The organism is Streptomyces sp. NBC_00569, from assembly GCF_036345255.1.
GTDB lineage: Bacteria > Actinomycetota > Actinomycetes > Streptomycetales > Streptomycetaceae > Streptomyces.
On the sequence record NZ_CP107783.1, the window covers coordinates 3,922,220 to 3,947,351 of the forward strand.

The 25,132-nt window shown below is 67.0% G+C and carries 25 protein-coding genes; 6 read left to right on the plus strand and 19 right to left on the minus strand.

The features are described from left to right. Window positions 1-70 precede the first annotated feature (70 nt). The 9 genes from OHO83_RS17455 to OHO83_RS17495 all read right to left on the minus strand — a co-directional run bounded on the left by OHO83_RS17455 (window position 71) and on the right by OHO83_RS17495 (window position 7,515). Window positions 71-523, minus strand: coding sequence for a hypothetical protein (locus OHO83_RS17455; protein ID WP_266674117.1), 453 nt, complete (start codon window positions 521-523; stop codon window positions 71-73). Window positions 524-729: 206 nt separating this feature from the next. Next, window positions 730-2,841: an FtsK/SpoIIIE domain-containing protein gene (locus tag OHO83_RS17460; RefSeq protein ID WP_266674116.1), complete on the minus strand. Its 2,112-nt coding sequence runs from the start codon at window positions 2,839-2,841 to the stop codon at window positions 730-732. A gap of 52 nt (window positions 2,842-2,893) precedes the next feature. Beyond that, on the minus strand, window positions 2,894-3,451 hold the full coding sequence (locus tag OHO83_RS17465; RefSeq protein ID WP_330279632.1) for a hypothetical protein: 558 nt from the start codon (window positions 3,449-3,451) through the stop codon (window positions 2,894-2,896). A 49-nt stretch (window positions 3,452-3,500) separates the two neighbouring features. Continuing rightward, window positions 3,501-3,668 carry a pRL2-8 gene (locus OHO83_RS17470; RefSeq protein WP_330279633.1) on the minus strand — a complete coding sequence of 56 codons (168 nt, stop codon included), beginning with the start codon at window positions 3,666-3,668 and terminating at the stop codon, window positions 3,501-3,503. A gap of 2 nt (window positions 3,669-3,670) precedes the next feature. Continuing rightward, a complete protein-coding gene (locus tag OHO83_RS17475) occupies window positions 3,671-4,063 on the minus strand; it encodes an RRQRL motif-containing zinc-binding protein (protein WP_266674112.1) in 393 nt (130 codons plus the stop codon). Next, window positions 4,063-5,169: a conjugal transfer protein gene (locus OHO83_RS17480; RefSeq protein WP_266674110.1), complete on the minus strand. Its 1,107-nt coding sequence runs from the start codon at window positions 5,167-5,169 to the stop codon at window positions 4,063-4,065. Before OHO83_RS17480 ends, OHO83_RS17475 begins: the two co-directional genes overlap by 1 nt. Continuing rightward, entirely contained in the window at window positions 5,166-5,765 is a 600-nt protein-coding gene (locus OHO83_RS17485; RefSeq protein WP_266674108.1) for a hypothetical protein, read from the minus strand. Before OHO83_RS17485 ends, OHO83_RS17480 begins: the two co-directional genes overlap by 4 nt. After that, entirely contained in the window at window positions 5,762-6,028 is a 267-nt protein-coding gene (locus OHO83_RS17490; RefSeq protein ID WP_266674106.1) for a DUF6284 family protein, read from the minus strand. The genes OHO83_RS17485 and OHO83_RS17490 overlap by 4 nt, the downstream gene beginning before the upstream one ends. A 710-nt stretch (window positions 6,029-6,738) precedes the next feature. Then, entirely contained in the window at window positions 6,739-7,515 is a 777-nt protein-coding gene (locus OHO83_RS17495) for a GntR family transcriptional regulator (RefSeq protein WP_266674104.1), read from the minus strand. Between the two features lie 58 nt (window positions 7,516-7,573). Here OHO83_RS17495 and OHO83_RS17500 point away from each other — a divergent pair, with 58 nt between their 5' ends. Together OHO83_RS17500 and OHO83_RS17505 are read left to right on the plus strand one after the other, a co-directional pair. Beyond that, entirely contained in the window at window positions 7,574-8,002 is a 429-nt protein-coding gene (locus OHO83_RS17500; protein ID WP_266674102.1) for an NUDIX hydrolase, read from the plus strand. Then, entirely contained in the window at window positions 7,971-8,444 is a 474-nt protein-coding gene (locus OHO83_RS17505) for a hypothetical protein (RefSeq protein ID WP_266674100.1), read from the plus strand. The genes OHO83_RS17500 and OHO83_RS17505 overlap by 32 nt, the downstream gene beginning before the upstream one ends. Before the next feature lie 93 nt (window positions 8,445-8,537). Here OHO83_RS17505 and OHO83_RS17510 read toward each other — a convergent pair whose 3' ends face one another. Continuing rightward, on the minus strand, window positions 8,538-9,980 hold the full coding sequence (locus tag OHO83_RS17510) for a HEPN domain-containing protein (RefSeq protein WP_266674098.1): 1,443 nt from the start codon (window positions 9,978-9,980) through the stop codon (window positions 8,538-8,540). Window positions 9,981-10,166: 186 nt separating this feature from the next. Here OHO83_RS17510 and OHO83_RS17515 point away from each other — a divergent pair, with 186 nt between their 5' ends. Continuing rightward, entirely contained in the window at window positions 10,167-10,379 is a 213-nt protein-coding gene (locus OHO83_RS17515; protein ID WP_266674096.1) for a hypothetical protein, read from the plus strand. Window positions 10,380-10,589: 210 nt separating this feature from the next. Here the strand turns inward: OHO83_RS17515 and OHO83_RS17520 are convergent, their stop codons facing one another. After that, window positions 10,590-11,528, minus strand: coding sequence for a hypothetical protein (locus OHO83_RS17520; protein ID WP_266674094.1), 939 nt, complete (start codon window positions 11,526-11,528; stop codon window positions 10,590-10,592). Between the two features lie 362 nt (window positions 11,529-11,890). Beyond that, on the minus strand, window positions 11,891-13,336 hold the full coding sequence (locus tag OHO83_RS17525) for a hypothetical protein (protein WP_266674092.1): 1,446 nt from the start codon (window positions 13,334-13,336) through the stop codon (window positions 11,891-11,893). Between the two features lie 914 nt (window positions 13,337-14,250). On the opposite strand from OHO83_RS17525, the gene OHO83_RS17530 reads away from it, so the two are divergent. Next, entirely contained in the window at window positions 14,251-15,237 is a 987-nt protein-coding gene (locus OHO83_RS17530; protein WP_266674090.1) for a PIN domain-containing protein, read from the plus strand. Window positions 15,238-15,480: 243 nt separating this feature from the next. Here OHO83_RS17530 and OHO83_RS17535 read toward each other — a convergent pair whose 3' ends face one another. The 5 genes from OHO83_RS17535 to OHO83_RS17555 form a co-directional block, all read right to left on the minus strand. Beyond that, complete coding sequence (locus tag OHO83_RS17535; protein WP_266674088.1) at window positions 15,481-16,734, minus strand: styrene monooxygenase/indole monooxygenase family protein; 1,254 nt, start codon at window positions 16,732-16,734, stop codon at window positions 15,481-15,483. Window positions 16,735-16,767: 33 nt separating this feature from the next. Further along, the gene (locus OHO83_RS17540) at window positions 16,768-17,367 is read right to left on the minus strand and encodes a GTP-binding protein (protein WP_382476643.1); all 600 of its coding nucleotides are present in this window, start codon (window positions 17,365-17,367) and stop codon (window positions 16,768-16,770) included. A 64-nt stretch (window positions 17,368-17,431) separates the two neighbouring features. Beyond that, window positions 17,432-17,857 carry a DUF742 domain-containing protein gene (locus OHO83_RS17545; RefSeq protein WP_382476605.1) on the minus strand — a complete coding sequence of 142 codons (426 nt, stop codon included), beginning with the start codon at window positions 17,855-17,857 and terminating at the stop codon, window positions 17,432-17,434. Next, on the minus strand, window positions 17,854-18,357 hold the full coding sequence (locus OHO83_RS17550; protein WP_266674084.1) for a roadblock/LC7 domain-containing protein: 504 nt from the start codon (window positions 18,355-18,357) through the stop codon (window positions 17,854-17,856). The genes OHO83_RS17545 and OHO83_RS17550 overlap by 4 nt, the downstream gene beginning before the upstream one ends. Beyond that, on the minus strand, window positions 18,354-21,227 hold the full coding sequence (locus tag OHO83_RS17555; protein ID WP_443066098.1) for a sensor histidine kinase: 2,874 nt from the start codon (window positions 21,225-21,227) through the stop codon (window positions 18,354-18,356). The genes OHO83_RS17550 and OHO83_RS17555 overlap by 4 nt, the downstream gene beginning before the upstream one ends. Window positions 21,228-21,583: 356 nt before the next feature. Here OHO83_RS17555 and OHO83_RS17560 point away from each other — a divergent pair, with 356 nt between their 5' ends. Next, complete coding sequence (locus OHO83_RS17560) at window positions 21,584-22,372, plus strand: protein phosphatase 2C domain-containing protein (RefSeq protein WP_266674080.1); 789 nt, start codon at window positions 21,584-21,586, stop codon at window positions 22,370-22,372. Between the two features lie 3 nt (window positions 22,373-22,375). On the opposite strand, the gene OHO83_RS17565 is transcribed toward OHO83_RS17560, so the two are convergent. Beyond that, on the minus strand, window positions 22,376-22,879 hold the full coding sequence (locus tag OHO83_RS17565) for a MarR family winged helix-turn-helix transcriptional regulator (protein WP_266674078.1): 504 nt from the start codon (window positions 22,877-22,879) through the stop codon (window positions 22,376-22,378). A 218-nt stretch (window positions 22,880-23,097) separates the two neighbouring features. Between OHO83_RS17565 and OHO83_RS17570 the strand changes: the two genes are divergently transcribed. Then, window positions 23,098-23,931, plus strand: a complete 834-nt coding sequence (locus OHO83_RS17570; RefSeq protein WP_266674077.1) for a lysozyme — start codon at window positions 23,098-23,100, stop codon at window positions 23,929-23,931. Between the two features lie 62 nt (window positions 23,932-23,993). On the opposite strand, the gene OHO83_RS17575 is transcribed toward OHO83_RS17570, so the two are convergent. Beyond that, on the minus strand, window positions 23,994-25,130 hold the full coding sequence (locus tag OHO83_RS17575; protein ID WP_266674076.1) for a hypothetical protein: 1,137 nt from the start codon (window positions 25,128-25,130) through the stop codon (window positions 23,994-23,996). Window positions 25,131-25,132 lie beyond the last annotated feature (2 nt).

Below are 25,132 nucleotides of genomic sequence, written 5' to 3' on the forward strand. Positions count from 1 at the left end.
CTCACCTATCGCTCCGGAGCGCGATGAGAACGGACCTTGGCGCTGGGCCGTAGGTCGACAAGGCGCCTGCTCAGTTGTGGAAGTGGTTGCGCTTGAACACTGCTTTGCGGATGTTGACCGTCGTCCCGCCGCGCGAGCTGCCGAGGACCTGCACGGCGATGAATCCGCCGAAGACGACGGCGGCCAGGATGATGAGTTGCTGGATCAGGGCGGCGAGGGCGGCGATGAACGTGGTGAGCAGGACCAGTCCGCCGCAGACGGCGCCGAACCCGACCCCTCCGAGGGCGATGTTTACGGCCGTGCGGGAGACGAGCGGCTTGGCCGCGACGGGTTCGGGCTTGGCGGGCTCGATGGCGTAGCCGGTGACGACCCGTCCGTCGGGCAGCACGATGGACTGCACGGCCGGGACGTGGCCGCTTTGCACCGGCACGAGCGGAGCGGCCTGGATGTGCTGTAGCGGGGTGGGTTGGTGAATGACCACGGGTGCTTCGGCGTGGCCGTGGCGGGCAGGCTCGGGCAGCATGCGGAATCCCTTCATGACAGTTGGCGGGGAGGCAGAGGCACCCCCTGCGGGAGGGGCTGCAGAGGGGGTTTCAGGGGTGCTGACCTGCACCCCTCCCCGCCTCCCCAAAGTGGCGTTTCCGCTGATCACAGCGGGGGAGGCGGCCCGGGGAGGCGATTGGGGAGTTCTCCCCGCCTCCCCGGCGAGAGGGTGCGTCCTCCCCGCCTTCAGGAGGTGGAAGCGGAATCTTTGTCGTCGCGGTTGGTGAGCGCGGCGTGGACGTCGTCGCGGCGCACGACCATGCGGCCGTGCGACTTGTACGGCTCCACTCCGGATGCCTCCAGGACGCGCTTGAGGTCGGCGAACGTCCACCCGTCGTAGGCGTCCTCGTTCAGCAGCGACAGCCGCTTGAGGATGTCGGCGGTCAACGGGCGCTCCACGTCGCCGATGGCTGCGGCGATGTCCGCGAGCGGGTCACGCTCCTCGTCCCGCTCGACGGCGCGCAGGGTGGTGACGCCGTCGCGCAGGGCGCGGGCGCGCTCCCCGATGGCGGCGGCGGCGTCGTCGTCGATGAAGTGCGTGCGCACCGTGATGGACGTCTGGCCCTTGGGGATGGCGATGCCGTCCGAGGCGACGACGAGCGTGCCCTTGTCCATGCCCTGGCGCAGCAGGTGCGGGGCGGCGCCGCCCTTGACGGCCTTGGCTCCCAGCGCCATCTCAGCTTGCGACTCGCTGCCCAGCACCAGTGAGGCCCGGGTGTGGGCGCCCTCGCGGACCAGCTTGGGCAGGTTCTGGTCGGTGGGGTCCTGCGTGCCCTGCCACATCAGGACGTCGACCGCACGGCCCTGGTTGTGAATCTTGCGGACGGCCATGAAGTACCGGGAGTTGGAGGACGAGCCGCCGTAGGGCCGCTTGTCCTCGTCCTTGACCGGGCACATGAACGCCACCTGCGCCTCGTCGACCAGCAGGATCAGCGGCCGGAACGTCGCGTTGGGGTCGGCGTTGCGGGCCGCGATACGGCGGTTCATCTCCTCCAGGCCCGCTTCGACCATCTCGGTCGCCTGGATGACGTGGTCATCGGTCGGCCCCTCGATCATGACGTCGGCGATGCCCTCCATGGGCTTCCAGTCGCCGATGCCCTTGAGGTCGGCAAGCCAGAACTGCACCGTGCGGTCGAGGGCCAGCCACAGGGCGAGCGCGCGCATGGCGGCGGTCTTGCCCTGGTTGGACAGGCCAGTGATGAGCAGGTGGCGCTGATACAGGCTCAAGGTGGCGGCGTCGCCGCGCAGGTCCTGGCCCCACGGAGCGCGGCCCTTGGCGTAATCGGCGCTCATCGTCTCGTCCGTGACCAGCGGGGACGGGCCGATCGGCTCGTCCAGCGCGCCGGAGTCGGCCACCCACAGCCGCACCGTGCGGGCGGCCTGGGGGATGGTGACGAACACCTCGTGCTCGTGCCGGGTCAGGTTCTCCGCCAGCTTCCGGCGCCGATTCTGCACCTCGATCGTGGAGACCCCGGACGGGAGGGTGACGTCGACTTCCACGCCGCATCCGGCGATCCGGATCGGGCCGAGCATGCCCGCGCCGGCGTCGCCCATCTCCTTGATGGCGTTGCGCAGCGCCGGAACGCCCAGGTCACGCAGGGCCTTGACCACAATCGACGGCGTGATCGGCTCACCCTCGTCCGAGCGGACGTTGTCCGGCAGGGCCCATGCCGGCGCGGCCTGCTGCTTGCTGCCGACCGTCCACAGCGCGAGCAGCGCGAGGAACGGGCCGATCGTGAGGGCGGGGCCCCAGACGACCTGCACGATCCGGATCAGCAGGCCGATGAAGTCGATGACGGCCGCGAGCGGGGTGATGACGTCACCGATGTCGTGGTTGTTGATGGCCATCACGATCCCGAGCGCAATCAGCACGCCGATGCTCATGCCGGCGCCGACCCCGACGCCCTTGGCCGCGTCGACCGGGGAGTGCAGCAGGTCCATGCGGCGGCGGTGCCGGGCCTCGCGGAAGCGCTGGAGGCGGTCTTCCCACTCCTCCGCGACCTCGAAGTTGCCGGCCGCCTCGGCGGCCCGCAACATCCGCTCGTAGCGGGCACCGGTCTTCCCGTCCCACGCGCGGCGGGTCACGATCCGGCCCCCGTTGACGGTGTACAGGCCGTGGCGGGCCACCGCGCGGGCGGTCGCCTTGGTGGTCTCGTGAGTTATGGCCGTACGGATAGCGCGGCCGGAGCGCACCCACAGCGGCACGGGCTTGGCCGGGGCCGGTTCGGGGACCACGGTCAACGTGGTCACGGGCGCCGGGTCGGTGTTCTTGTGCAGGTGAACGACGTTCTCAGACATGCTGGAGGTCTCCTGTACTGCCCTCAGCGGGGCGGCATGGGGCGAGGGAAGATCAGGCGGCGCGGGCGCCGGGAACGATCTGGTCGGCGAGGTACTCGCGGCTGTAGGCCTCGCGCTCTTCGTCGTCGTGGCAGCGCTCGTTCTCGCGGGCCTGCCGGCGTGACTGGCGCTCGACCTTGAAGGTGTCGCGGCGGTCGCGGATGATCCGCTCCCGGACGCCCTTGCGGCTGAACTGCATGGCGTGGACCAGCTCGTGAACGAGGGTGATGGCGAACTCACCAGGGCTGGCGTTGCGGTCGACGTTGATCAGGACCAGCACCGACCCCTCCGCGAGCGGGACCGCGCGGCCGTCGACGTTGCAGGCCCCGCGGGCGGCATGCCGTTCCTCGCGGTCCCTGACCCGCTTGTCGACGCCACCGGCCAGTTCGGCTTCCGCCGTGGTGGCCAGCTCCGCCAGACCGCGAGCGTTGGTCAGGGTGATCTGAACGTCCGGCATGCTGCCGGGCACCGAGCGGTTGACCAGCCGCGCCGCCGATTCCGCAAGCTGCTTCGCGGTGCGGAGGGTGGCGCGGTAGCCGGACAGCTTGTGCGTACTGACTGTGATCTTCACTGCGGGAACTCCTCGCAGGTGTCGGGGTGTTCAGGCGGCGGGATACGGGTCACGACCAGCGGGACTTCTTCGGCACGATGTGGGGGTGGCCGTTGACCATGTGGTCCACGCACTGCGGGCAGTCCTCACGCGAGCCGAGGCGGCGATGGATGCTGCAGTCGCGAGCGTGCTGCCAGCACTGCGGGCACTCACCGGGCGGCGTGTTCTGGTGGGCCATGCTCAATCCCTCCCAGGGGGCGGATCGTCGGGGTAGGCGCAGGTCACACAGGTCCCGAGCGATGACGGGATGACGTATCCGGCGTCCATGCGGCACTGCGGGCAGGTGCGACGGGCGAGCATCGCCAGGGCGAGCGCGCCCCACTTGCGTGAGGTCATCGGCCGCACCGGCTTGGCGAGGTCGAGGCGGTACAGGAACGCCACGCTCACGCCCGCTTTGCGGCGGCGGGAGCGGCGCATGAGCTGGGCGCCTATCGGCTGACCGCCCGGCCGCAGGCCTCGGGCCCGGAGCTGTCGGCGCGTAGCCATCCCCTCCGGGGCAAGGCGCCACGGATAGGTAGGGACGCCGTAGCGGGCCCCGGGAGGGTCGTAGCACTTGCCGAACGCCGCCGACATCACGCGGCCTTGAGGCCACGTTCGGCGCGCAGTGTCTCGCGCAGCGTGCGGGCGTTCTTCGGCGACGTGTGCACCGCGAGCCGGATGCCCTCGGCGGTCAGCTTCGCGTCCGGCCAATCGGCCGTCACGGTACGGGCCTCATCGAGCAGTTGATCGGGGGTCCGCTTGGGCCGAATCGATCGAGCAGCGTCCGGCACACGGCCCGTAGCACCGCGCGGTCGGGTCGACTCGGCGGGCACAGCGCGCTTCTCGATCGGCCGGACCGGGGCCGACTCGATCGCCCGAACGGGCTTGCTCGGAAGGGTCGACTTCAGGAAGCCGACCGCGACCGGAGACGGCAAAACGATCGGCTTCGCCGTGATCGGCGCCGGGGTCGATTCGGGCAGGTCAGCCGTAGACCGAATTCTCACGGTCTCGGCAGATTCCTCCGCACTCGCGCCCGCAGGCGGCAGAGCGTCCGGGGCGAGGCGGAACATCGATCCGAGGGCGGCGTCCGCGCCGATCGTGACGCGCTGGCGCTGCACATCGAGCAGCCTCGATCCCAGTTCCGCATCGCCCGATCCGACCTTGCGGGCCAGTCGCCACGACGCCCGATCCGACCACTTGCGGATTCGTTCGCTGGGGTGATTGGCGGCGCGGGCCCGGTGATAGGCCAGCCGCTGGACGACCTCGACGGCCCGGCGCTCGCCTTCCGCGTCGCGCCCGTCGGTGTGGACGGCGATGCGGCGGGCCAGGAACGCCATGCCCTCGGCCGAGACGCACATGCCCATCGGGGTGATGGCGTAGATGACTGTCGTACCAGGGTCGTCGGCGGCCATCGCGGCCATCGCGGATGCGGCGGCCGGCAGGGCCCACAGCCCGAGTCGGATGATGCGCGGGGAGGACTGGCCCAGCATGGTCAACCCGAGCAGGACGAGTGCGAGTACGGCGGTGGCGCCCTCACCCGCGGACACGGCCCCGAGCGCGGTGCCCTTGCCGTAGGCCCCGCTGATGTTGCTGTAGGTGCCGATCCCACCGAACACGCCGGTGGCGAGCATCGGCGCGAACGCCGCGCTCAGCACGATGGTCTGAACCTTGGTCAGCGGCTTGCGGGCCTGCGTGGTCATGCCGCCACCTCCAGCAACGGGGCGTTGGTCAGCCCGGTCAGGTCGGCGATCTCGTCGCCGGTCAGCACGGTGTTCTCGTTCATGGCGTGGGCCACGGTGCGGATCTCGCGCCACAGGTGGCCGACCTTGCGACGGGCCATGCCGCGCACCATCCCCCAGGACTTTCCGTTGGCGGGGACGTGGTCGCGGCCCAGCTCGTAGTCGAACTGGGCGAGTACGTCGATGGCCTGCTCACGGTCGTGGTCGGCGGTGCAGGCGTAGGCCCGTTCCGGCGTCCACAGGCCGTAGGTCATGAGGTAGGTGACCTGGGCGAGTTCCCCGGCTGCGCACATCGCCGCGAAGTGCCACGGCGGGGTGTTGTGCGACTGGTGGGCGGTGTTCCCCGTCATCGCCCAGCCGCCTCCGTCGGGCTCCCAGGCGATGACCTCGCTGGTCTTCACGTGAATGCCGTAGGCCAGGGCGAGCACCGCGTGTCCGGCCTCGTGGAAGGCCAGGCCCAAGCGGCCCTGCTCGTAGTCGAGCGGCAAGTTGAAGAACGGCTTGGGCTTGCCGGTGTGGTCCAGCAGGCGCTCCGGCTGGGGGCACGTGGCCTTCATGCGGCACCGCCCGTCACCGCGGCGGCGGCCTGGTTGGTCAGCGCGCGGCGGGTGCCCAGGACCTTGCGACGGGCCCGGCGGATACGGCGCTGGTCCAGCTCGGTGGCCGGTCGGTCCAGGGTGACGATCTGCGCGTCCAGAAGCTCGACGCGAGCCAGGATGACGGGCATCTCGTGCTCGATGGCGTCCAGCTCCGCGGCGGTCGGCTCACGGTCGAACTCGTCGGCCGTAACGGCCGCCTGAAGTGCAGCGATGTTGCTCATGAGTCGTGTTCTCCCTAGCAGGTAAGGCGGCTCAAAAGCGGCCCCGGAGTTGCACCTCCGGGGCCGCGCGCCGTTGAAGTGGGTTGACGACGAAAGTCGTGCAGTGGGCGCCGTCAGCCAGCAGGCCGGAGATCAGCGCCTGTTGAAGCCGGGGCAGCCGTTGACCATGTGGTCCACGCACTGCGGGCAGTCCTCTCAGGGGCCGAGCCTCCGGTGAACTGCACGGTTGTGGGCGTGCTCCCAGCACTGCGGGCACTCACGCTTGGGCACCGACATGGCCTTTGGCGACGTTCCGAACAGCCCCATCACGGGCTCCTTCCTGTGTTCCGGCTCCCCTCAGCGCTGCTCGTACGAGACGAGCAGCGAAACCGGCGCGGCAAAGCCGCGAAGGTCAAGGCGCGGCCAGTCGCCGCGTGATCCGCCTTTTCGACTCGGGGAGGCGGGGCCCACCTATTCAGTTCTCAAGGTCACCCCCTGGAGGGCGCCGCAATTGCTCCTCGGTCAGTGCGGTAACCCCCGGTCAAGGGGCTCCCGTCCTCACGGGACTCACCGAGCGCTTCGTGCAGGTCACGCAGTGATGCGCGAGCCAGCACCTGCACTTATGTACTCATGTGCAGGAGTGACAGGTAAGAGAGTGCCCAACTCCTGTACATGAGTCAACCCGCCGCGCGATATCGCTGCGGCGGGTTGGGGCCTCGGAGGCGGGCGCCTTAGTCGTCTGCTGGGATGCGATACTCCAAAACGAACTGGTCAGCGGCCATGAACGTGTCGCAGACCTCGACGACGCGGCCCGCCTGAGATTCTGCATTCCGGGTCAGATGGATGATGGGCGAGCCAGGGCTCAGGCTCAGCGCCACGATCTCCTGTTTGGTCGCGAGGCGGACGCGGACCGTTTCTGACAGCTCCTTCAGCGTGTGACCGTGCTCCTCCAGTCGGGCGTAGATCCCGCCACCGCCGGGGTTCTCCTCGAACAGTTCGGGGATGTCCTTCGCTACGTCCCACGGGAGGTAGGAGGTGGCTTCCTCAGTAGGGATGCCATCGCTGAAGTAGAGGCGACGCCGCGCCAGCACCTTCGCGCCCGTCGGCACCGACAGCCGCTCTGCGATCTCTTCCGGCGCTTCAGTCGGCCCGACATAGAGGACACTCACGCTCGGTTTGCTGCCCGCTTGCTGGGCCTCTGCGAGGTACGCCGCGTTGCCTGCTGTGCGGTGCGACCTGCGGAAGCGATCCGAGGACTTTCGCCGCACAGGAGGGCGCCGCTTCACGTACGAACCCTTGCCGTGGCGCGTCTCGATCAAGCCGGTAGCGCGCAACTCCGCGAACGCCTTGCGCACCGTGCCCTGGGACGCGGCGTACTTCTTGATGAGGTCAGACTCGCTGGGTACCTGGTCCCCGGGAGCAAGGATCTGTTCCTTGATCTGCCGAACGAGGTCGTCCGCGATCTGTAGATACTTCGGCTTTCCCGAGTCTGTGGAAGACGTGGGCATGTCCTACTGTTCCTCCTAAGCTCCTGTACATAAGCAACGCTACCCGGAGGGCGCGTCAATGCCGCTTCACTCGGTCTCGGTCGCTGGCGTGGTCGTGCGTGATGACGGCCGCGTTCTGGTCATCCGACGCGCGGACAACGGCACCTGGGAGCCGCCCGGTGGCGTGCTTGAGTTGGACGAACGGCCCGAGGACGGGGCGGTGAGGGAAGTGCGTGAGGAGACAGGCATCAAGGTCTCTGTTGAGAGACTGACCGGGGTCTACAAGAACATGAGCAAGGGTGTGGTGGCTCTAGTGTTCCTATGCCGCCCCGTCGCCGGCGTGGAGCGCACGTCCAGTGAGTCCACCGCTGTGCGATGGCTGACCCCGCAGGAAGTTGAGGGTGCGATGGGAGAGGTCTACTCGGTACGTGTGCGTGATGCGCTAGATGCCGCAGTTGCTCCGCACGTCCGCTCCCATGACGGCCATCGCCTGCTCGAATCCGCCTGAACTGACTGTTCGCCTGAACGCAGGCGTGAGTGCCTGCAACGATGCAGGCATGTCGATGCCCGGAATGCCTCTCCATGCTGAAGCTATCCCTGACTGCACCGAGATGGAAGCCCACCGTGCGGCCTACAAGAGAGCCAAAGCCAACGATGCGATCTTCGTGTGCATTGCTCGCCGTGGGCGGCATTGGTCAGTGGAGCTTGATGTCATGGCCAGCAGTAAGCCCTACGTCCCGGACCAGGCGATGACGATCCTGAACTCCGCAGCTGAAGCTCTGGTCCTGGATGGCACTGTGGAGCAGGCGAACATCGGAGCTGATTACATCTCCATGTGGCCAATCAAGACCGAGGACAGAGCGCGCGAGATCGGGGCGGCATTTCATGCCGCTATGTACGGCCTCCAACAGTTGCACATGGCTGTTCCGAGCCGGAGCGCAAGGTCGTAGCAGGCGACAGGAGGGGACCGGAAGGGGCGGCCGCCCTCCGCGAGCGGGCTCTGTCAGGGCAGAAGTTCGAGGCTCCGTGAGAGATGCCGTGAATCAGTCTTCTTCGTTGTCCTTCTTGAATGCACCGCTGGCACGGTTGATCAGTGAGTTTTCTTCGACGGCTCTGCGTTGACGCTCTGGGCTAATGCCGATCTCAGACATTAGAACCAGACAGAGCAGGGCGTAGGTTACCTCTAGTAGCCAGAAAGCCTCGGTGTTTTCTCCTCCACTGGACGATCTCTCATTTGCGTGCGCTAGATCATTCCTGGCTTTCTTTAGGTCTGTGGCCCATCGAGTGTGATCGCCCAAGAGAGTGTTTACGGCTGCTTCATCCGGGATTGAAGCAAGCTCTAGCATTCGCTCGTTGTAGGTGGGGTTGTTGTGCAGTCCGTTCTTGACGAAGGCGACCATTTTCGCATCCTCATCTGAAAGGGCGGCGAGAATCTTTTCTTTCAGGCGCCTGTATTCCCTCTTAGGTATGGGGGTGCTGGCCGAGCGCAACGATCTGTGAATGCTCTCCGCCGCTGATGCGACCCCGAGGAGCCGCGTGCCAATGTAGCCCCTTTCGATATATCTAAGTCCGAATAGGATGTTACAACCAGCGCGAGCCTTTCCCTTGGTTTCTAGCCACTTAGGGATAAGCTCTGTGAAATCAACGTCGCCTAGCGTGAAGAGTGCATTGTTTCCTGCGGAGCGCTTTCGCGGGGTTACTGTGCGGTAGATCTGGCGTCCGATCACCTCGACCTCTTTAGTTCTGCCCTGCGCTGACGTGTACATCAACCATCGCCCCACTGCGCCGCACGGTTCGTACGTGCTCAGGGTAAATAGATCCTGTAGGTCTTTCTCGACTTCGTCAAAGTACTTGCAATGGACTGGGCCAGGGGGAGTTAGGGTGAGATCCGCCGCCTCCTGTGCAGAAAAAGATCGCTCGTTCGCCACCACGTCATCTGTAGAGTCAAAATCACGCGAAAGGTGGCGCAGTGAGATTTCCAGATCTCCGTGTTTCGCTACCAAAGATTCGACTGGTACTTTTTCGACTCGTCGCGAACTGCGAGCCTCACCCTCCAGCTTCTCGGCTGATATTTCGAAGGCGGTTCTCTCTGACCATTGAAGGAGTCGCTCAAATCCAAGTCTGGCCCGCGTGAATACCGGAGTCGATAGAGATCCGAGATGTATGCCGCGCAGGGCGCGAATGGCGCTCCAATTTTGTTCGGTTAGCTCATCCCCAAAAAGTGAACCCCGGCTGCCAGTGTGACTGACGTCGAGCAATGTGAAATCATCCTTGCCCGAAGTGCCGTGGATTAGTGTAAGCGTGCGAGATTTACCGCTGACGCTGTATCCGGCTCCATTTGGGAGGGGTTGGCGAATCTTGATGTCGAAACCACCGATAAGTTCCAGCGTTACATCGCCTGCTTCTGTGCAGCGAAGGGTGCCGGGTACTTTCACCTCGGGATTTGTGGTCTCCCACCAGTGGCCTCGCCAAATTCGCTCGTTCATGAATGTCAGCGTAGTGGTCTGTACGTAGGATGTTGAGGTGATTAACGGATCGCGTGCTGGTCTGCTGGTAGAGCGACGAAGCTGCTCGGACGCGACGGCTGGTCAGTAGCACGCCGGGAGGCATCGGCGTGCGTTGGACTGACCGCTCAGAATGCTTGAGTGGAGGGCCCGGCGCACCCTTGAGGTATGGCGAGTGCTCCGATAGTTGTGCATGCGCTGCTCGGTACGGGCGGCCGGCGGGTCGCCGCGCGCGGCCAGATCCTTGGCCTCGCCCACTCCGACCGTGACGTCGTCGAGTTCCTCCGACGTGCTGGGCTGGAAGACGCCGAGAGCCTTCTCGATGACCCGATGTGGGTGACATGGCGCGGCGGACGGGCTCATCACTACGAGGCGGCCTGAGGTCGTGATTCCCTCAGGTCAGCTGGGGAAAGATCGGCGAGAACTCGCGGCCGTCATGAGGCAGCGCTACAGCACCGAACCGGCTGCACAGGACTACCTGAACCACCTGCAAGACCTAGGAAGGGAGAAGCCGGGATTCCTCCCTTCCTGAGCGGCACAAACAACGGGCGCGACCCCACTTCGAGGCGCGCCCGTTTTGGCACAACCGGCCTACAGGGGTGGGCTCGCCGAGAAGAATCCGCCGATGCTCCGGGTCAGTCGCGTGGCCTCCGACAGCCCGAAACGGAAGGCGAGCAGTGTGTACACGAGGACGAGGAACGCCACCACGGCCAAAGGCACGAGGAGTTCCACGGGCGCCCCCAACGGCGACAGCGCAAAGAAGGCGAGGATCACGATTACTGCCGCGCACAGGCAGGCGGTTGCCAAGCGGCGACCGTCAAGCCGGTCCGGCTCGACCGAGTCCTCCTCGGGGAGTGCCTCCGCAGGCAGTACCGCGGTGAATCGACCAGCGGCGATGTTGTTGGTGGTGAGAGCCGCGAGTTCCGCCAACCGGAGTGCGGCCGCCGTGCGATCTCCGGCAAGCTGGTCTGCCGCTTGAATGAATGCGGCGTCAACGCGGTTGAGATGCGTCCTCAGCTCGCGTCGCAGCGCACGCCGCTTCCCGAAATCTGAAGCGGCGTTGCCGGCGAACGTCCGTAGCGGCAGACCCAAGAGGGAGACCCTCTGGCTGAGCTTGATGGCTTCGGTATATCGGGTAGCAGGACGGGCGACGGTCGCGCTTGCTGCCAGCAGGCTGAGCAGCGGGTAGATCGGCCTTGAACAGCGCGGAATGCTCCAACCCCCGGATGCACTGTTGAACCACACCATGGTGATGACGATCGCCAGCAGGATGTTGAGCGGCACCAGCGGGGCGGACCAACTCGCCGACACCCCTGTGCAATCGACTGTGGGAGTCGGCTCCATATACCCCCCGGGTCTACATGCCCCGCGATTCCCGGCGATCAACACCAGTAGGAAGACGTTCACGGCGGCGGCGATTTTGAATGCCAGGAGAGGGAGCATGCCTCGCTCATAGGCCAGCGCGGAGCGGATGGTGTCCGCATCGAGATGGAGCCCCAACTCGGTTGCTCCCGCTTGCGCTTCGGTCACGCGCCGTTCGACGTGTCGATGGTGCAGCCTCAAAGTCGGGTGACGCCAGGATGGTTGGCCGGCAGAACTCACGTGTCCCCCAAGGGCGTCTACGGTGGGGCAAGCCTACGAGCAGCCACCGCCAGTCGGGCGTGGAACGGCATGCCCGCGACGGCTCGCTCCCTGCATCGCGTACGAAGCGGGATCCCGACTTGCGTCTGTGCGTTGTCCTTGACTTTGTCCAGTTCACCGACGGCCGCCACTGTTCACCGTCGCGCGCCCCCCCTGACCTGTCGCGCGAACGCCCCTGGCCGACCGCGTACGGCCATACGCACAGGGCCCGGGCGAGATGTTCGAGATCGGTTGGCTGTTAGGGGCATCGCTCACTCTGCTACTACCCACTCAAGATCTCTAAGATCGTCCGCCGCTCCTAGCAGTCGCAGGGAATTCTTGAGCGCCGGCACTTCAGCCGCCCGCTCTTTAACGAATTCCGCGATCAGCCATTTCGCTTGCCCTTCCATCGCACCATCTCGCAGCACACGGAGAACGCGTGGGAATTTATCGACTTCCACATTTCGAGCTGTGACCGAAAGCAAGGATTGGGTATCATTCGCGTCGACACGCGCGACGACGTCACGCACCTTGACGGCATCACCGTAGTGGGCTTGCCCGACGCTGTGAAGCAGAAAAGTAGCCCATTCCTCTCTTCTTTCTTCACGCAGTTGCCGAAGAAGTCTGACTATGCGATCAGGTCCGGAATCGTACGTGAACCACAGAAGCATGTCCTGAATTCTGTAATCTCCAACGATTAGGCTGCCATTGGCGACGGAATCTAGGAACGCATACACGACTTCCACCGGACCCTCATGAAGAGTTGAACGCAGCAGGCCGTAAACCGCCGTCTGCTGAGCAGCTTCAAAAAGGCCCGAGGAGACTTCTTTAATCATCCGAATGTCGCCGTAAGCCGCGATGGCGTCATACAATCGAGAGGGGCGGTTTGAGTCGTAAGCTTCCCTCTCAATGATTTCTGAGATAATTTCTTGGACTGACTTTCCGTTGACGATTTCCCTGAGCTCATCAATGGGCTCCTGCAGGAGTGTAATTTCCTGCTCCACTGTTTCCTGCTGAGCATCTTCGAATGGCGCTTCAGGGGGATTGCTGTCGTATTTTGATTCCAGTTCCTCCAGCTGCTCTTCCAGAAGCTTGCATCGCATTTCAGCTGCTTCATTCAGTGCATCCGCCTCGCGGAGTTTGACGCGAAGGTCCTCAATCTCTTGGCGCAGCTGATCTATCTCGCGCGCGTAGTCCTGAGTCTTATTTGCGTGGATTTCGGCAAGATTTTCCTTTTCCAGCCGTTCTGCCGCCCAATCGCTCTCTAGCTGGCGACGATCAACCTCCAGCTCTGCAATGCGCCGTTGCCGGGCTTGCAACGCTTCCAGGAGTGCCTGCTCCTTGACCGCTGCCTGTCGTTGTTCTCGATCCGCTTGTTCTAGCTGGTCACTCAAGACTTGAAGCTCATAGAGTCCCGCGTTGCTGACGCGCAACGCCTGGCGGTGTTGGTCTCGGACGTGACCGAAAACCTCCGGTTTGACAGGATTCTGTTGCGCCTCTGCTAGGTCGCGCAGCAGATCCTCTACGAACTCCCATGGCGGTACCCGGGAGCCGTTGAGGAAGCGCGAGATTGACCCTGGATCCCGGTGCCTCCTTGCTGCGTACCTGCGAACCGAGATGTCCAGCCCCCCGAATAGCTCACGGAGGGTGCTGACGAAGGCTGCACACTCGGGAGGAAGGTCTGGCTTGATCGGGCGTAGAAGTTGAGCCTCTGACACACCGTCTCCTCTGCACCAGGACAGGTTGGTTGGAGGCCAGTGTTGCGAGCCATGGCAACGTGTGACAACTGCCGCAACGGATCAATCAACCCTGAAGTTGGTGCGTACCGGGGGATCCCGGAACCACCTTCCATGTTCAGGAGTTGCCATGTCAGCTTCCGCCCTCCCGTCCAAACCGGGGGGTAATCCCGAGTGGATGACGTACATGCTTTCGGCGCTTGCTTCCGGCGCCCAAGCGAGTACTGACCCGCATGTCGTACTGGCCCTCGTAGCGATCATGGGCCTTCTCGTATGGACGGTGCGGGATGAGTAGTCGACTGTGACAGCAGCTTGGACCAGGCGGCCATCCTCTGGCCAAGATGGACTGGGCATTACGCCTCGATCCTGCTGACATGCAGGTCAAAGTGCGCTTCCACGGTCACGAGATCCCCTAGTGGGGCCAGCGTGGGGCAATGCGCTAGTCCCTCAGAAGAGGGCCAGTTCAGACCCACTCGCCTGTGGGGACTGTAAATCTGCCGACGCCCGGCCCATGACCCCTCCGAGGGCGCTGGCAGAAACCTAGGAGAAGATCTTCCCCCCCCATGCCGGCGCGCAGCCAAGGCTGTCCGGTACGGGCGCGATAGAACTCTCCCTACTTCATCAAGCACCCGTCGTCGCTCCGCTCCTCCGGGCGGGAGCGGGCGCCAGCGGCGCCCACGCTCAGGTCTCCGCCCCGCTCGGCACCACCGACCGCCCGCTCCCGCCCAAGAGGCAGGCACACAGGGCATGAGGTCAGCGCAGTCGTGGCTGGGGCGGTCGGCTCCACGGCTTTAAGCAGCCACTTTGGCGCGAGCCTCGAAGATCATGGCCCCAAAGCCGTTCCATCGACCTTATTAGCCACCCTTACGGTCGTGGAATGCCGTACCCTACTGCGCGTGCTGAGAATTCTCATCGATACATCGGTATGGCTCGACATGGCCCGGCGGCGGGATGGACAACAAACGATTGTCGCCATACGAGTTCTCGTACATCAAGGGAAGCTTGAACTGCTGGTGCCTTCACTCATCATCGATGAGTTCGAGAGAAACCGCCCGAGGGCAGAGAATGCTGCGACCCAAAGCGTTCGCGAACGATTCCGACTCTTGAAGCAAGATTTACAGGAGTACGGAGGCGACGACGCGCAGGGCTGGATATCTGCATTGGCGCACCAGATCCCTTACGTCGCGGAGGGATCTCTCCAGAATTTCTCGGAAATATCCGAGCTCCTACAGCTTGGGAAGAGGCTCGAACCCGGAGCCGCCGAGCATGAGGCCGCAGTGAAACGTGGTCTGGAGAAGAAGGCGCCCCTCCACCTCAACAAGAACAGCGTGGCGGACGCCCTGCTCATCGAGGTGTACTGGTCCGCAGTCAATGCAAATCAGGAAACCGGAACCGTCACATGCTTTGCGACATCGAACCATGAAGACTTCTCGATACCCAAAGGCGACCACCGAAAGCCCCATCCTGATCTAGACGACATCTTCGACCAGGTGCGATCCCGATACGTGCACGGTGTCGGCGGACTGAACTCCATCATGCTGAGCCACTTCGGAGACGAATTTACAGAGCTAATCGAAGAAGTGGAGCTAGTCCGAAGTGAAACCCGATCTCTTGCCGAAATCTTGAAGGCAGAGAACGAATACTTCGAAAAGATCTGGTACGTACGGAAACTAATTCTGCTAGAAAAGATCGAAGACGGCCGCCGTGAGCCACTCGATCCTGAGCTTGAACAGCACATGAAAGCTGCCATGCGTGACATCGAGCGGCGCTATGGCGAAGAGAACGTCGGCCCGTGGGATGACTGGGGATGGGGCTTCGTCCATGGCAAGCTCTCTGCGCTCAGGTGGGTCCTCGGGGATGACTGGGACTTTCTTGACACCTGAGGCCTACACCAGCCTCCCTAACGCCTCCCCAATGAGACCCGCCTGAATCGCCCCTCGGCCGTGGGCAGGCCCTAAAGGCGCGCTGAGGGATCCGGTTCCCCGAGGTGTCCCCCAGAACCTGTTAACGCGAGGAAAGTCCCCTACTCCCAGGCGGGAGCTGGGCCGTCCGTGGGCCGTGAAGCAACGGCCCACGACGGCCGGCAACGACCAATAACGATGACATCGTTACTGGTCAAAGCCCTATCAGGCCCCGGAGACGGAGGCCAGGTAGGCGTTCGTCTTCTCCGGCTCATAGAAGAAGTTCTCGAAGTCGGCCGGGTTGTTGAAGCCGTTCGCGAAGCGGTCGGCGACCGGCTGGAGCTGGCCGGCGGCGCCGATCAGGTTGAGGACGTGCTCCGGCGGGACGCCCAGCATCGCGTTGGTCCACTTCACGACGTGCTGCGCGGTGTCCCAGTAGCGGTCGAAGGTGGACTGCATCCACTCCTCGTCGAACGGCTTGTCGCCGTGCTCGACGATGGAGTCGAGGTACGAGGCGGCGCACTTGGACGCCGAGTTCGAACCCTGGCCCGTGATCGGGTCGTTGGCGACCACGACGTCGGCGACACCGAGGACCGCGCCGCCGCCGGGCAGCCGCCCGATCGGGTTGCGGACGGTCGGCGCGTAACGGCCCGCGAGGGTCGCGTTGGCGTCGGTCAGCTCGACCTTCGTGGAGCGCGCGTACTCCCAGGGCGTGAACTTCTCCATCAGCTCCAGGGTGAGGGCCAGGTGCTCCGAGGGGTCCTTGACGCCCTTGAAGGCGTCCAGCGGACCACCGGGGATGCCCTCCCAGAACAGGATGTCCGCGCGGCCCGAGGTGGTGAGGGTCGGCATCACGAACAGCTCGCCGACGCCGGGCACCAGGTTGCAGCGCACCGCGTCGAAGTCCGGGTGCTCGGGGCGGGGGCCCATGCCGTGCACGTACGCGACGGCCAGCGCGCGCTGCGGCTCGGTGTACGGGGAGCGCGAGGCGTCGCGGCCGAACATCGAGACCAGCTCGCCCTTGCCGGCGGAGACGAGCACCAGGTCGTAGGTGCGGGCGAAGTAGTCGAGGTCGGAGACCGCGGCGCCGTGGATGACGAGCTGCCCGCCGCGCTGCGCGAACGTCTCCATCCAGCCGGCCATCTTCACGCGCTGGTCGACGGACTGCGCGTAGCCGTCGAGCTTGCCCACCCAGTCGATGGCGCGCTGCGAGGGGCCCGGGTCGAAGGAGCCGGGGGCGGCGACGGAGACGCCGAGGCCCTCGATCCTGGGGGCCTGGGACTCCCAGAAGTTCACCTGGAGGTCGCGCTCGTGCTGGAGCGCCGTGTCGAACATGCACTGCGTGGACATGACCCGGCCGGACCGGATCTCGTCCGCGGTGCGGTTGGACATCAGGGTGACCTCGTACCCGTTCGACTGGAGGCCGAGGGCGAGCTGGAGACCGGACTGGCCGGCTCCGACGACGAGTATCTTCCGCATGCGGGTGCCTCTTCTACTGCTGAGGGGTGGTGGCTATTCGGGGGTGGCGTCGAGCGCGTGGCCGACGAGGGCCAGGAGGGTCTCGACGACCGAGATGCGCTGCCGCGCGTCCATGATGAGGACAGGGATGTGCGGCGGCACCGTCAGGGCCTCGCGCACGTCGGCGGCGGCGAACTCGTCTGAGCCGTCGAAGTGGTTGACGGCGACGACGTACGGGAGCCCGCAGCTCTCGAAGTAGTCGAGGGCCGGGAAGCAGTCGGGCAGCCGCCGGGTGTCGGCGAGCACGACCGCTCCGATCGCGCCGCGCACCAGGTCGTCCCACATGAACCAGAAGCGCTGCTGCCCCGGCGTGCCGAAGAGGTAGAGCACCAGGTCGTCGTCGAGGGTGATCCGCCCGAAGTCCATGGCGACCGTGGTCGTGGTCTTGTCGGGGGTGGCGGTGAGGTCGTCGGTGTCCTCGCTCGCCTGGGTCATCAGCGCCTCCGTCTGGAGGGGCTGGATCTCCGAGACGGCGGTGACGAGGGTGGTCTTGCCGACGCCGAAGCCGCCGGCCACCACTATCTTCGTGGCGATCGGGGCGCGGGTGCGGTCCGTCTGCCAGGCCTGGAGCTCCTCCTGGGGCTCGAAGGCGATGGCATCACGGCCGGACGACGGCTGGGCAGGTACGAAGGCGGGCGTGACGCCCTCGGTGACGCCTTCAGAGACGACGGAGTCCACTCAGCACCCTTTCAAGCAGTGCGCGGTCCGGCTGGCCCGGGCCGTGGCCGGTTCCGTAAACGCGGATCTTTCCCTGGTCGGCGAGGTCGCTGAGGAGTACACGGACCACGCCGAGGGGCATCTTCAGGAGCGCGGCGATCTCGGCGACCGTGCGCATGCGGCGGCACAGCTCCACGATCGCCCGCATCTCCGGCATGATCCGGGTCGAGAGCGTGCCCTGGCCTATCTCGAGGCGTTCCTCGGGCGCTTCGAGCGCGGCGACGAACGTCTCGACGAGCAGGACATGGCCGAAGCGGGTACGGCCGCCGGTGAGCGAGTAGGGGCGCACCCGGGCCGGCCTGCGGTCGCCGCCCCGGGTGGGAAGTTTCGGGCCGCCGGTACTGAGATTGGTGATGCTGCTGCTCACTTGGCGTTCTCCATCGACTGGCGCAGTTCACTGCGGAGTTCGGGCGTGAGGACGTGCCCGGCACGGCCGACGAAGAGCGCCATGTGATAGGCGACGACGCTCATGTCGCAGTCCGGGGTGGCGTGCACGCCGAGCAGTGAGCCGTCGCTGATGGACATGACGAAGAGGCTGCCTTCCTCCATCGCGACCATGGTCTGCTTGACGCTGCCGCCGTCCATCAGCTTGGCGGCGCCGATGGTGAGGCTGCCGACGCCGGACACGATCGTGGCCAGGTCGGCGCTGGAACCCTTGGGTCCGCCGCTGTGGTCGGCGGGGCGCTCATTGTTCCTGCCGGGGTCGGAGGAGAGCAGGAGCAGCCCGTCGGAGGAGACGACCGCGACCGAGAGGAGCCCTGGCACCTCCTCCACCAGATTGGTCAGCAGCCAGTGCAGGTTGCGGGCTTCGGTGCTGAGTCCGAATCCAGGGGTGGACGCACTCGGCGTGCGACTGGGCGCAGTCAACTGCTTGCCTCCTCGACTGTGTCCCCCTTGGGTTCTGCGGTCGGATCCGTTCCGCCGATCTCGGCCTCGACGTCCCGCCGGCCTTTGTTGGCCCCCTGGTGGAATCCGCCGAGGCGGCGGCGCAGGGCGTCGGCGTCGACGGATCCGGTACGCGGCGCCGCGGCGGGCGCGGGGGCCGAGATCTTGGGGGTCCTCTTGGGCAGGCCCTTGTCCGTGACCCGCTCCCACTGGGGGGTGCGGGCCGCGGGGATCACGGGCTCGCCCGCCGCCTCGGGGGCGGGAGGCGTGTCGGACTTGGGCCGGGTGGGCAGGCCCGGGGTGCCGCTGATCTCCGCGGCGCCCGTCTCGTCGGCGACCCGCTCGTGCGCGGGCTCGTCGTCGAGGTGCAGGGGCCGCGGCGCGGGCTCGGGGGCCGCCGCCGGTACGGGTTCCGGGTCGACGGCTCGTACCGGCTCCGGGTCGACGGCCGGGATCGGCGCGGTCAGGGTCATGGTCGTCTCGGCGGGCGACTCGACCGGCACCGTGGGCCGCGTGGGCTCCGCTACGGCCGCGTCGGGCTCCCGCGGCGCTTCGGCGTCCGTCCCCGCTTCCCGTACGGCGTGCTCCGCCGCGGCGATCAGCGGGTCGTGGCCGTCCTTGGAACGGCTGCTCAGGACATTCGAGTTGGCCTCGGCCTCGGATCCGGGCAGGTGCACGGCGGGCGCGGCGCCGGCCACCGGGACCCGCGGGGGCGCGGCTGCCGCGGGGGCCGCCGCGAGGAGCGCCCTGGGCAGCACGATGACGACGGCGATCCCGCCCTGCTTCTGCTCGCGCAGCTGCACCCGCACGCCGTGGCGCGCGGCGAGGCGGGCCACGACGTACAGGCCGAGGCCGAGTCCGTCACCGTCCTCGGGGTCGAACATCTCGTCGTCCGCGAAGGCGGCGAGGCGGGCGTTGAGCTCCTTCATCCTCGCGTCGGTCATGCCGATGCCCTCGTCCTGGACGGAGAGCATGACCTCGCCGCTCTCCAGGAGCCAGCCGGACACCTCGACGGAGGCGTCGGGCGGCGAGAACGAGGTGGCGTTCTCGAGGACTTCGGCGACGAGGTGGCTGAGGTCGTCGGCGGCGAACCCGGCGAGGTGCGCGTGCGGCGGGAGCGCGGAGATCCGGACCCGCTCGTAGCGCTCGATCTCGCTGACCGCGGCGCGCACGACGTCGACCAGCGGGACGGCGCCGGGGTTTCCGTGGCCGTGCTCGGCGCCGGCGAGGACGAGGAGGTTCTCGCTGTGCCGCCGCATGACGGTGGCGAAGTGGTCGAGCTTGAAGAGGGTCGCGAGGCGCTCGGGGTCCTGCTCGCGCTCCTCCAGGTTCTCGATGACGCCGAGCTGGCGCTCCACGAGGCCGAGGGTGCGCAGGGCGAGGTTCACGAACGTGCCGTGGATGCTGTGCCGGACCCGGTCCAGGTGGGCCGAGGCCGAGGCGAGTTCGGTGCGCAGCTTCTCGCGCTCGTCGGCCATGGTCGCGCGCTGGCCGATCAGATGCTTGCGGTCGGCCTCGAGCGTGGTGAGGCGCTCGTGGAGGCCGAGTGCGTGCGCGTGCAGTGCGTTGACGGACCGTACGACCTGGGCGAACTCGTCGTTGCGGCCGGTGAACTTGACCGGCTCCTCGCTCGCCGGGTCCGCGGCGAGCCGGGCCGAGCCGAGGCGGAGCACCGCGAGCGGCCTGGTCAGCGTGCGGGCCATGGCCATCGAGACGCCGACGGCGACGAGCAGGCACAGACCGGCCAGCGCGATGCGGACCTCGAGTGCGGTGACGTCGTCGTCGCGCAGCAGGGCGAGGTCCTTGGTGCGCCGGTCGTAGAGGGACGACTCGGCGCCGCGCATCAGGTCGATGCGGGCGGAGAGCGCGGCGTCGATGCTCTTCGGGCCGGCGGCGAGGTCGTCGGCGGACAGCGTGGGCTCGTCCGTGAGGGCGGCCAGGTACTTGTCGGCCTTGGTGACGTCGGGCCCGGTGACCGTGGCGCCGTAGGAGGCGACGGACGCGGCCGGGGCGGCGTCCTCGAAGTCGGCGAGGGCGGCCTGTTCGCGTACGTGGGCCTGCTGGGCGGCGGTGCTCAGGGCGTCGCGCTGCTTGCTGTCGGCGGAGTCCTGGGAGACGACCGTCTTCGGCAGTCCGGTGACCGGGTCGATGACCGTGGACGTCTGGTTGGTGCGGGGCACGGAGAGCGCGGCGAGCAGGAGCCCGCGCGCGGCGGAGGCCTGCTCGACGGCCCGGTCGAGGTCGGCGAAGGCGTGCGCTCCGGAGCCCGCGCGGGGCGGGGTGCTCTCGGCGAGCTGCTCGGCGGTGCCGTGCAGCTCGTTGATCGCGCCGGAGTACGCCTTGTGTGCCTCGAGGGCGCTGCCCTTGCCGGTGAGCGCGGCCCGGCGGACGGCCGCGATGCCCGCGAGATCGCGTCGCAGGGGGGCCGGGGCGTCGGTGCGGAGCTCTTCGAGCTGCCGGTCGACGCGGGCGCTGCGGCTCTCGGAGAGCCCCTGTCCCTTGGGCCGCCCGGCGGCGATGAAGGCGGTGACCTCGTCGCGCTCGTCGGCCAGGGAGTGGGAGAGCGTGACGGTCTGCTGGGTCCGTGCCGCGAGGTCGACGAGCTCCTGCGAGTCACTGACCTGCCCGGACGCGGTCATGAGGGCGGGTGCGGCAGAGCCGGCGATCGCCGCGGCGACGACCGCTACGGCGATGATGAGCCGGTTGCGCACCCGCGCGGTGCGTCGTCCTCCGGGGTCGGCGGGGGTGCCCGCCGGGGCGTGCGCGGCGGTTCCTGCGGGAACCGTCGTGCGCCCCTCGTCCGCTTCGGAGGCCGCTTGCTTGCCCTTGCGTCGAGGCCGCATCTTCCGCACCGGTGCTCGCATTCCTGACTCGTCTACCCATGGGCCCGGGTGACGATCTGTCAACACGCGCGCCCCCTGGTATGGCTCCAGACCATTCCAGTGCCGGTGAGCAGTGGTCGCGCATCACCTAGCCAGCCACCCGAAGGAGTGAACATCGAGCGGGAGTTGGGGAGCAAGTCCCGGTGGCATGGGCACGGGGCCCGAACGGGGCGCCGGTTGGACGTCTCTCACAGGCTTTGGCAAGATGCCCCGCCACTCCCCGTCGGAGTTGATCATTCCGGTCGAAACCAGGCGTCTGACCTGCCGATGTGGCTCAACTCCCGGCTCAACGGGCCGCTTGTGAAGGCCTCGTGCAGACTGGCTGGATGCGCATCGAACTCGCGACGGAGCCCGGAAACCCCGACCGACCCAACGAGGACTTCGCCTCGGCGGCCGTACCCGCCTCCGGACAGGGGGGAACGCTGGTGGTCCTGGACGGGGTCACCCCGCCCCGGGGTGAGAGCGGCTGCCTGCATTCCGTCCCCTGGTTCACGGCGCGACTGGGCGGCGCATTGGGTGAACTGTCCGTTTCGCGGCGGGATATGACGTTGACCGCCGTCCTCGCCGAGGCGATCCGCCGCACCGCCGACGCCCATCGGCAGGCATGTGACCTTTCTCACCCGCGTACGCCTCAGGCGACCGTGGTCCTGGCGCGGTGGGACGCGGAGCGGGTCGAGTATCTGGTGCTGTCCGACTCGGTGTTGCTGGTCGAGGACGCGTCCGGATCGGTCACGGCGATGGTGGACGACCGGCTCGACCGCGTGCCGCGCTCCTCCCTCGTCTCGGACGAGGTGGCCGACGCGACCGTGCGCAACAAGGAGGGCGGCTTCTTCACGGCCGCCGCCGACCCCTCGGTCGCCGAGCGGGCGGTCACGGGTGAACTCCCCCGCGCGCGGGCGCGCACGCTCGTGGCGCTGACCGACGGAGTCACGCGCTGGGTCGAGAAGTTCCGCGAGGGCGACTGGGCGGACCTGTTCGCGCTCGTACGCAAGGAGGGCGCCGAGGCGGTGGTCGCGCGCGTACGTGCCCTGGAGGACGCGGACGAGCGGGACCGGGTCTTCCTGCGGCGCAGCAAGACCCACGACGACGCGACGGCGGTGTACCTGGAGCTGTAGTGGCTAGCTCTCGGCGCCCGCGTTCAACTGGTGGAGCAGCCGAGCCAGTTCCGCCACCTCGCTGCGGTCCCAGCCCGCGAGCTGGCGTACGTACGTGGCACGGCGGGCGTCGCGTACCTGACGGAAGTTGGCGCGGCCCTCGTCGGTGAGGTGGACGAGCCAGGCGCGGCCGTCGGCGGGGTCGGGTTCGCGCGCGACGAGACCGAGGTCCTCCAGGGCGCGCAGCTGCCGGCTCATGGTGGCCTTGCCGACGCCGACGTACGCGGCGAGTTCGGTGGCCCGCTGCCGGCCGCACTCCTCCAGGCGCGCGAGGAGTCCGTAGGCGGCGGGTTCGAGGTCCGGGTGGACAGCGCGCGCCATCTCGCCGGAGGACGCGCGTGCTCGCCTGAGGAAGACCGTCAACTCCCTTTCCAGGGACAAGAATTCGTGGTCCACACCACTCTCCGTCGCGTCGAATTCGGCGCCCGGCCGCCCGCCGTTCCCGTCCTCGTGCACGTCAGCACCCATGCCAGGGTTTCCCGTTTCTGAAAGTTTCCGCCATTCGCGGCCATTGCCGCAGCTCCGCCAGTATTTCGCAGGAGTAGACCAACGGCATCATCCGGGCCCCCTTCCCTCCCGGCGGTCTACGTGCGTAGCTTCATTGGTGACATGTCCACACCAGTGACATGTCGAAAGGTCCCCCCACCGAGCTCACAGAAGCTCAACGAGGCCTTCGGAGGCACGCAATGCCCGTGCACAGATCCGGAACCGTCCGCCGCCCGCGTCTCAGGCGCTTCCCGGCGGCCGGAGTCATCCTCGCAGCGCTCTCGCTGCTGTTCACCCTGCCCACCGCGGCCCAGGCCGCCGACGTCCCCGCCCGTGGCTCCGCCACGATGGGCATGGGCGTCGCCGAGCACGACGGCCGAGGCGGACTGCCCACCGGCGACAAGGCCGTCCAGACCGAGGGTGTGGACACCAGCAGCCACAACGGCAACGTGGCCTGGTCGACGCTCTGGAACAGCGGCGTGAAGTGGGCCTACGTCAAGGCCACGGAAGGCACGTACTACACGAACCCGTACTTCGCCCAGCAGTACAACGGCTCCTACAACGTCGGCATGATCCGCGGCGCGTACCACTTCGCGACCCCGGACACGACGACCGGTGCCGCCCAGGCCAACTACTTCGTGGACCACGGGGGCGGCTGGTCCCAGGACGGCCGGACCCTGCCGGGCGCGCTCGACATCGAGTGGAACCCGTACGGCGCGTCCTGCTACGGCAAGACCGCGGCCGGAATGGTCAGCTGGATCCGTGACTTCCTGAACCAGTACAAGGCCCGCACCGGCCGCGACGCCGTCATCTACACGGCGACGAGCTGGTGGACCGAGTGCACCGGTAACTCCAGCGCGTTCGGGGCGACCAACCCGCTCTGGATCGCCCGCTACAACACCGACCCGGGCGCGCTCCCGGCCGGCTGGGGCTACTACACGATGTGGCAGTACACGTCGTCCGGCCCGACGGTCGGCGACCACAGCAAGTTCAACGGCGCCTACGACCGGCTGCAGGCACTGGCCAACGGCTGAGCCTGCGAAGGCGAGGGGCGGCCGGACTCCCCCAGGGGTCCGGCCGCTCGTGCGAGGGCGGGTCAGCAGCTGCCCGCCGGGCGGTCCCGCTTCACGAGGTCGGTGTAGCCGGTGGTGCCGTCGAGCCACAGCACGCGCTGCCCCTCGTCGGCGGCCGGGTAGACCTGGTCGCCGCGGTTGCAGGAGACACGCTGGGCGCCGCCCTTGCCGTCGGGCGCGACCTGGTACAGCTTCGGCGGCGTCGCGTTGGCCCACGACGTGGCCGGCGGCAGCGTCAGGACGGTGACCGCGGAGAAGGTGCGGTAGTCGCCGCCGCCCTTGCCGTACACCATCTTGGAGCCGTCCCAGAAGGCGTTGTCGTACGGCTGGCCGTTGGCGGTGACGCCGACGAGCGAGTACATGTACCCGTCCTTGCCGTCGAGCCCCTTACGGCCGAAGTGGTTCTCGTAGTACGCGTACACCTTGTTGGCCGCCCAGTGGGCGTCGACCACGCCGGAGTCGGTGAAGTCCGCGCCGACGTCGGGGGTCGCCGACTTGAAGATCGTGGCGGCGGAGGGCCAGGCACCGGACGCCGTGGAGACGTCGGCGCCGTGGGCGTCCCAGGTCTGCAGCAGCGGGCCGTTGTACGGGTCGGCGGCGTCCCGGAACCCGTAGTCGTACATCTGGTAGGTGCCGTCGGAACCCTTGTACAGGTTGAGGTCGACCTTCCGGCCGTTGTAGCGGGTACCGGATCCCTTGACGAGGAAGGGCGGGACGGCCGTCGTGGAGGCGTCGCCCGGCGTCGTCGCGGCCCCGTTCGCGGAGCCCGAGGCGGCGGCGCCCGTCGCGCCGAACGTCTGGATGCCGCTGTACTGCATGACCGGGAAGCCGGAGTGGCCGTCGACGTACACCTCCTGCTTGACGGCCGTGCCGTCCGCAGGGTTGGTGCCCGTGACGGTGATGTGCCGGGTGAGCACACCGGTGCCCTGCGGCAGGATCGTCACGTCCACGGCCTTGCCGGTCAGCGGGGTGCTGTCGAGCTTCTCGCCCTTGGCCGGGGCGTGCAGCGGGGCCCCGCCCAGCTGGGAGGTGACGGCACCGATGGCGCGCTCGATCGCGGTCTTCTCCGAGACCTTCGGGCTGACCGAGTCGAGCTTCAACTCGGTGAAGTAGTTGCCGGAGGTGCCGGTGACGGTGCGCTTGCCGTCCTTCTTCGTCATAC

Excerpts from the sequence above, each read along its gene's own strand:
- OHO83_RS17455 (WP_266674117.1), bottom strand. The coding sequence starts at position 523 with ATGCTGCCCGAGCCTGCCCGCCACGGCCACGCCGAAGCACCCGTGGTC.
- OHO83_RS17460 (WP_266674116.1), bottom strand. The coding sequence starts at position 2,841 with ATGTCTGAGAACGTCGTTCACCTGCACAAGAACACCGACCCGGCGCCC.
- OHO83_RS17470 (WP_330279633.1), bottom strand. The coding sequence starts at position 3,668 with ATGGCCCACCAGAACACGCCGCCCGGTGAGTGCCCGCAGTGCTGGCAG.
- OHO83_RS17475 (WP_266674112.1), bottom strand. The coding sequence starts at position 4,063 with ATGTCGGCGGCGTTCGGCAAGTGCTACGACCCTCCCGGGGCCCGCTAC.
- OHO83_RS17480 (WP_266674110.1), bottom strand. The coding sequence starts at position 5,169 with ATGACCACGCAGGCCCGCAAGCCGCTGACCAAGGTTCAGACCATCGTG.
- OHO83_RS17485 (WP_266674108.1), bottom strand. The coding sequence starts at position 5,765 with ATGAAGGCCACGTGCCCCCAGCCGGAGCGCCTGCTGGACCACACCGGC.
- OHO83_RS17490 (WP_266674106.1), bottom strand. The coding sequence starts at position 6,028 with ATGAGCAACATCGCTGCACTTCAGGCGGCCGTTACGGCCGACGAGTTC.
- OHO83_RS17495 (WP_266674104.1), bottom strand. The coding sequence starts at position 7,515 with ATGCCCACGTCTTCCACAGACTCGGGAAAGCCGAAGTATCTACAGATC.
- OHO83_RS17500 (WP_266674102.1), top strand. The coding sequence starts at position 7,574 with ATGCCGCTTCACTCGGTCTCGGTCGCTGGCGTGGTCGTGCGTGATGAC.
- OHO83_RS17505 (WP_266674100.1), top strand. The coding sequence starts at position 7,971 with ATGACGGCCATCGCCTGCTCGAATCCGCCTGAACTGACTGTTCGCCTG.
- OHO83_RS17510 (WP_266674098.1), bottom strand. The coding sequence starts at position 9,980 with ATGAACGAGCGAATTTGGCGAGGCCACTGGTGGGAGACCACAAATCCC.
- OHO83_RS17515 (WP_266674096.1), top strand. The coding sequence starts at position 10,167 with ATGGCGAGTGCTCCGATAGTTGTGCATGCGCTGCTCGGTACGGGCGGC.
- OHO83_RS17535 (WP_266674088.1), bottom strand. The coding sequence starts at position 16,734 with ATGCGGAAGATACTCGTCGTCGGAGCCGGCCAGTCCGGTCTCCAGCTC.
- OHO83_RS17560 (WP_266674080.1), top strand. The coding sequence starts at position 21,584 with ATGCGCATCGAACTCGCGACGGAGCCCGGAAACCCCGACCGACCCAAC.
- OHO83_RS17565 (WP_266674078.1), bottom strand. The coding sequence starts at position 22,879 with ATGGGTGCTGACGTGCACGAGGACGGGAACGGCGGGCGGCCGGGCGCC.
- OHO83_RS17570 (WP_266674077.1), top strand. The coding sequence starts at position 23,098 with ATGCCCGTGCACAGATCCGGAACCGTCCGCCGCCCGCGTCTCAGGCGC.
- OHO83_RS17575 (WP_266674076.1), bottom strand. The coding sequence starts at position 25,130 with ATGACGAAGAAGGACGGCAAGCGCACCGTCACCGGCACCTCCGGCAAC.